Here is a 5523-nt window from a genome sequence, read left to right as displayed (position 1 = left end):
CTGCGCATGGACGAATTGTGCGACCACTTCGGACTGGAGCGACGCGAACTCAACCTCGATCTCGGACCACTGGGATCACTCCTTTCCGACGAATAGTTTCTCGCTCACTTTCCGGCATTTCGCGTCGTCGCAGCCCGTACGTCGTGAACCTGAGCAAGGCGCGCCTTCCCCGGCTCGACACGATCGGTCAGCCGGGTGTCGTCTCGCCGCCGAGCGCTGCGATGACTTCGCCGCTGTAATAGGACGAGAGCCGGTTCGACGCCAGGAATACGTAAGACGGCGCGAGGTCGTCGGGGTGCGCGGCGCGTTCGAACGGCACCTGCAGCCCGAACTTCTCCACCTTCTCGGGCGGGAACGTGGACGGGATGAGCGGTGTCCACACCGGGCCCGGCGCCACGCAGTTGATCCGGATGCCCCGGCCGGCCAAGGCCTGGGCCATCGCCATCGTCCACGCGTGGATCGCACCCTTGGTCGCGGAGTAGTCGATGAGGGATTTGTTGCCGCGCAAGCCGTTGACCGAGCCGGTGTTGATGATCACCGATCCTTCCCGAAGGTGCGGCAACGCCGCTGAGGTCACCCGGAAATAGCTGTGCATGTTGACGTCGAACGTATGGAGCCATTGCTCGTCACCGAGGTCCTCGGGCTTGTCCACCGGCCACTGGGTGGCGGCGTTGTTCACCAGGATGTCGAGGCCGTGCAAGTGACTCACGGTCTGGTCGACGACGTCCCGGCAATGCTGCGCGCGGGCCAGGTCACCAGGCAGCAACAGGCACTCACGGCCTTCGGCCCGTACTCGCTCGGCGGTGTACTCGGCGTCAGCGTGCTCGCTCAGGTAGGCGATCGCGACGTCGGCACCCTCTTTGGCGAACGCGATCGCCACCGCGCGCCCGATTCCGGAATCCCCGCCGGTGATCAGCGTCTTGAGCCCGGTCAACAACCCGCGGCCCTCGTAGTCCGCCATCGTGTCCCGAGGCCGGGGGTCCATGTCCTCGGTCAGCCCAGGCGGCTCTTGCTGCTGCGGCGGACGCAGTCGATCTTCGGCCATCGGTCCTCCTGTGCGTATCGGTTCGTTCGGGCCGAATACCCCGCGCCCAGGGCATCGAACCGGGCCGGACCGCTCAGGGGGCCTGCCGTTCCTCGGCGGGGCGCAGGGGGCGGACCGTGGCGTCCCGGTGCCGCGTCAGCGGCAGAAGCGGCAGGGCCGGCGTTTCCGCGATCCGTTCCAGGTGCCGCAGCATCATTCCCTCGCGCAGCGCCCACGGGCAGACCTCGACGCGCTTGACATCCAGTGCGGACAGGGCCCCCGCGGCGCCGAGCGCGCCGGCAACGACTTGCCGGGCGCGCGAGCGGGAAATGCCGCGGAGGTGAGCGCGGTCGGCCGCCGTCGCCTCGGTGAGCTGCGGGATGCGTTCCCGCAGGGCCGCGACCGTGAGCTCGCGGGTCACGAACGGCCCCTTGCGCTGCGCCGCGGCGCCGGACAGGCGAGCCAGCTGGTTGAAAGTCTTGGACGTGGCGACGACCCGCCGAGGCGGGCCTTCCCACCGCAACCGGTCGAGGACTTCGGACAGCGTGTCCTGCACATGCCGGCGCAGCCGCTTCACCTATTTACTCGTCGGCGGATCGGCAGCGAGGAGTTCCCGGGTGAGCCTGCCCGCGCCCAGCGGGAGCGAGATTGCCAGCTCGGGTTTCACATCCCGGCCGAGCACCAGCTCCATCGACCCGCCGCCGATGTCGATCAGCAGCAGCCGCGCCGACCAGCCGTACCAGCGGCGCACAGCGAAATATGTCAGCCGCGCTTCCTCTTCACCGGAGAGGAACTGGGGCCGGATCCCGGATACCGCCTCGATCCGGTCGATGACCTCGTCCCGGTTCGTCGCGTCGCGGACCGCCGGCGTGTCGAACGGGTAGAGGTGGTCTACGCCGAGCCGCGCCGCCTGGTCCACGGCGCGAGTCACGGCGCACACCGCGCGTTCGATCCCGGTCTCGCTCAGTGCGCCGTCGTGCTGCAGTTCGTCGGCGAGCAGCGTCGGTTCCTTGACCGCGTGCGCCGGCAACGGCGGCGCCCGGGGAACACGTCCACCACCTGCAGCTGGGCCGAATTCGACCCGATGTCCAGCACGGCGAGTTTCACCCGGGCCGCATACCCCCGTCACGGCACGCCCACATCCACGAATTTCAGCGTCACGTTCGATCGCACCCGGCGGGTTTTCGTGTCGGACCACCGGGTAGTCCCAGCGGGCGGCTTCGTACGCCGTCCCGTCCTGAAGGAGGCTTCATGCACCCGCAGCGTGAACGGCACACAGTCATCGAGGACGACGCGAACTGCAGACAGGCCAGAGCACGCCACGAACCTGGCCCGAGCCTCGCCGAGACTGCCGTGCACTACCGGCTGCGGGCGAAATTCGCCGCCACCCAGCCGTGGATCCGGCGGCTGCTGGGCGAACGCAGCGGCCTTCAGCTGGACACCGACGGCCTGCGGGTGCGACTCGGCCCCTGGGTGGTCACGACTTCGTTGAGCAATCTGGCGGGCGCCGAAACAACCGGCCCGTTCAACGCCCTGCGCGGCCTCGGCGCCCGGCTGTCACTCGCCGACCACGGCCTCACACTCGGCACGACGAGCCAGCGCGGTGTCTGCATCCGGTTCCACAGGCCGATTCCCGGCATCGACCCATGGGGCCTCGTCCGCCACCCGTCCCTGACGGCGACCGTCGCGGAGCCGGAGCTGATCGCCGCGGCCATCAACCGGATCGCCGGGCGGGGGTGAGCTGCTTGCGCATACGCGGCGAGGTCCGGCCGGCCCGGCTGCCAGCCGGCGCGCGCCCCGTCATCCCGGCGCAAGGCTTCCTGCTTCCGCACGAGGCGGCGTCGGAGCCGGTGGCGAAGCAGGTGTAGGCCGCGCGCCGATCGGGTAAACGGCGCGAGCCATGCGCCGAAGCCGGGAGGAACCAGTGACCCAGGTGAAGTCGACCGCCCGCGCGGAACCGATCGTGCGGATTCCGAGGCGATCGCCTCGTGGATCGGTGTTCCTCGCCCTGGCCCGGACGACCGATCCGAAGAAGATCGGCCTGCTCTATCTCACCACCGCCACCGCGTTCTTCCTGGCCGGCGGCGCCATGGCCCTGCTCATGCGGTCCGAGCTTGCGCGGCCGGGACTGCAGTTCCTGTCCCAGGAGCAGTACAACCAGCTGTTCACCATGCACGGCACCATTATGTTGCTGCTGTACGCGACCCCCATCGTGTTCGGCTTCGCCAACTACATCCTGCCGCTGCAGATCGGATCGCCCGATGTCGCCTTCCCGCGGCTCAACGCCTTTTCCTACTGGCTTTTCCTCTTCGGCGGGCTGATCGTGCTCAGCGCGTTCCTCACCCCCGCCGGCGCCCCCGACTTCGGCTGGACCGCCTACACCCCGCTCTCGAACGCGGTGCACTCCCCCGGCGTCGGCGCAGACCTGTGGATCATGGGGCTGATCGTCTCCGGGCTCGGGACCATCCTCGGGGCGGTCAACATGACCACGACCATCGTCTGCCTGCGCGCCCCGGGCATGACGATGTGGCGGATGCCGCTGTTCACCTGGAACATCCTGTTCACCGCGATCCTCATCCTGCTGGCGTTTCCCATCCTCACGGCCGCGCTGTTCGGGCTGGAGGCCGACCGGCGGCTCGGCGCTCACGTGTTCGACCCCGCCAACGGCGGCGCGATTCTCTGGCAGCACCTGTTCTGGTTCTTCGGCCATCCCGAGGTGTACATCGTTGCGCTGCCGTTCTTCGGCATCGTCACCGAGATCGTGCCGGTCTTCAGCCGCAAACCCCTCTACGGCTACCGGCTCATGGTGTTCGCGACCATCGGCATCACCGCACTCTCGGCAACCGTGTGGGCGCACCACATGTTCGCCACCGGCGCGGTGCTACTCCCGTTCTTCTCGATCCTCACCTTTCTGATCGCGGTGCCGACCGGGATCAAGTTCTTCAACTGGATCGGCACGATGTGGAAGGGCACGCTGAGCTTCGAGACACCGATGCTGTGGTCGGTCGGGTTCATGGTCACGTTCCTGCTCGGCGGGCTGACCGGCGTCATCCTCGCGTCGCCGCCGCTGGACTTCCATGTGCACGACACTTATTTCGTCGTCGCGCACTTCCACTACGTCCTGTTCGGCACGATCGTGTTCGCCACCTTTGCCGGAATCTACTTCTGGTTCCCCAAGATGACCGGCCGCATGCTCGACGAGCGCCTCGGCAAATGGCAGTTCTGGCTGACGTTCATCGGATTCCACCTCACGTTCCTCGTCCAGCACTGGCTCGGCGCCGAAGGCATGCCACGCCGCTACGCCGACTACCTGTCGACCGACGGCTTCACCGTCCTCAACTCGATCTCGACCATCGGCTCGTTCGTGCTCGGCGCATCGATGCTGCCGTTCATCTGGAACGTCGTGAAAAGCTACCGCTACGGCGAAGTCGTCACCGTGGATGACCCGTGGGGCTTCGGCAACTCCCTCGAATGGGCGACCACCTGCCCGCCGCCGCGGCACAACTTCCACGAGCTGCCGCGCATCCGCTCCGAGCGGCCCGCCTTCGAGCTGCACTACCCCGCGATGATCGAGCGGGTCGAGGAAGAGAAGCACATCGCCCGCCGCGAGAAGCACCGGGTGCGGATGTAGGCGCTGCATGGGCAAGCTCGATGAGCTGACCGCGGAGTACAGCCACGCGGGCCGGGCCCGGCGATCGTCCTCATGGGAAGCTCCGTTGGTCGTAGCGCAGGGCGTTCACGAGCTCGCCGGCGGCCAGGCGGGGTCACGTCGGCCTGGGCGGATGAGCCGACGTGACGCGCTTCCGGTTTGCAGGCTGTGCCAGGGCAGTGTTCTCGGCCGAGGACACTGCCCTGGTCCAGCAGGCATCGCCCACGCCGTGGGCCGACCGCGCGCGGAGAATCCACATCGGACGTCGGGCTATCCGATCAGGCCGCCACGTGCAGCGTGCTCTTTTCGTCCAGGACCGATTCGGCGTCGGCGAGGACCTCGTCGATCGCGCGCAGCTGGGCCTGGGTCCGGCGAACAGCGTCCTGGGCTTCGGCACGCAGGGCCGCCGCGCGGCGCTGAGCCGCCAGGACGAGGTCGTCGGCTTCCGACCGCGCCAAGGTGAGCAAGCGGCTCACCTTCGCACCGACCGCGGCCGGATCCGCCGGGGCGCGGCACAGGCGGTCGAGCTGACCACGCAGCGCGGTGATCTCCGTGCGGGCCTGCGCGAGCCGGGTGGCGAGGATCTCGGCCTGGGACTGCGCGGCGTCCCGGTCCAGGGCGAGCAAGCGCAGTTCCTCGTGCAGCTCGGCCAGCCGTTCGTCGACTTGCTCGCGGTCGTAGCCGCGGAGGGTGAGGGCGAAGCTTTCGGGCAGGGGCAACGTGGTCACCGCTTGAGCCTCCCGCCGAGCAGGCCAGCCAGTTCCTCGGGCCGCCCGGCAGCCCGCAGGCGGGGCGGGTCGGGCGTGCCCAGCGTGTGATCGTCACCCAGCACGGCCTCGGTGAACCGGGC

General features: G+C 68.5%; 5 protein-coding genes and 1 pseudogene. 3 read left to right on the top strand and 3 right to left on the bottom strand.

Features of this window, described 5'->3' with window-relative positions; genetic code table 11:
* Positions 1-6 precede the first annotated feature (6 nt).
* Positions 7-96 (top strand): gas vesicle protein GvpK, encoded by a 90-nt coding sequence (gene gvpK, locus AB0F91_RS46705; protein WP_360608911.1) that lies wholly within the window; start codon positions 7-9, stop codon positions 94-96.
* 91 nt (positions 97-187) lie between these two features.
* Here gvpK and AB0F91_RS46700 read toward each other — a convergent pair whose 3' ends face one another.
* Positions 188-1045, bottom strand: coding sequence for an SDR family oxidoreductase (locus AB0F91_RS46700; RefSeq protein WP_360608907.1), 858 nt, complete (start codon positions 1043-1045; stop codon positions 188-190).
* A 73-nt stretch (positions 1046-1118) separates the two neighbouring features.
* Positions 1119-2054 (bottom strand): annotated as a pseudogene (locus tag AB0F91_RS46695) (hypothetical protein).
* A 221-nt stretch (positions 2055-2275) separates the two neighbouring features.
* Here AB0F91_RS46695 and AB0F91_RS46690 point away from each other — a divergent pair.
* Complete coding sequence (locus AB0F91_RS46690) at positions 2276-2764, top strand: hypothetical protein (protein WP_360608905.1); 489 nt, start codon at positions 2276-2278, stop codon at positions 2762-2764.
* Positions 2765-2957: 193 nt separating this feature from the next.
* Positions 2958-4655, top strand: a complete 1698-nt coding sequence (gene ctaD / locus AB0F91_RS46685; RefSeq protein WP_360608910.1) for a cytochrome c oxidase subunit I — start codon at positions 2958-2960, stop codon at positions 4653-4655.
* A 296-nt stretch (positions 4656-4951) separates the two neighbouring features.
* Here ctaD and AB0F91_RS46680 read toward each other — a convergent pair whose 3' ends face one another.
* A complete protein-coding gene (locus tag AB0F91_RS46680) occupies positions 4952-5401 on the bottom strand; it encodes a hypothetical protein (protein WP_360608903.1) in 450 nt (149 codons plus the stop codon).
* Between the last annotated feature and the right edge of the window lie 122 nt (positions 5402-5523).

The sequence above is a fragment of the Amycolatopsis sp. NPDC023774 genome (genome assembly GCF_040639695.1).
GTDB lineage: Bacteria > Actinomycetota > Actinomycetes > Mycobacteriales > Pseudonocardiaceae > Amycolatopsis.
Note: the sequence above shows the minus strand (reverse complement) of the source record. Positions and strands in the feature narration are given on the sequence as shown.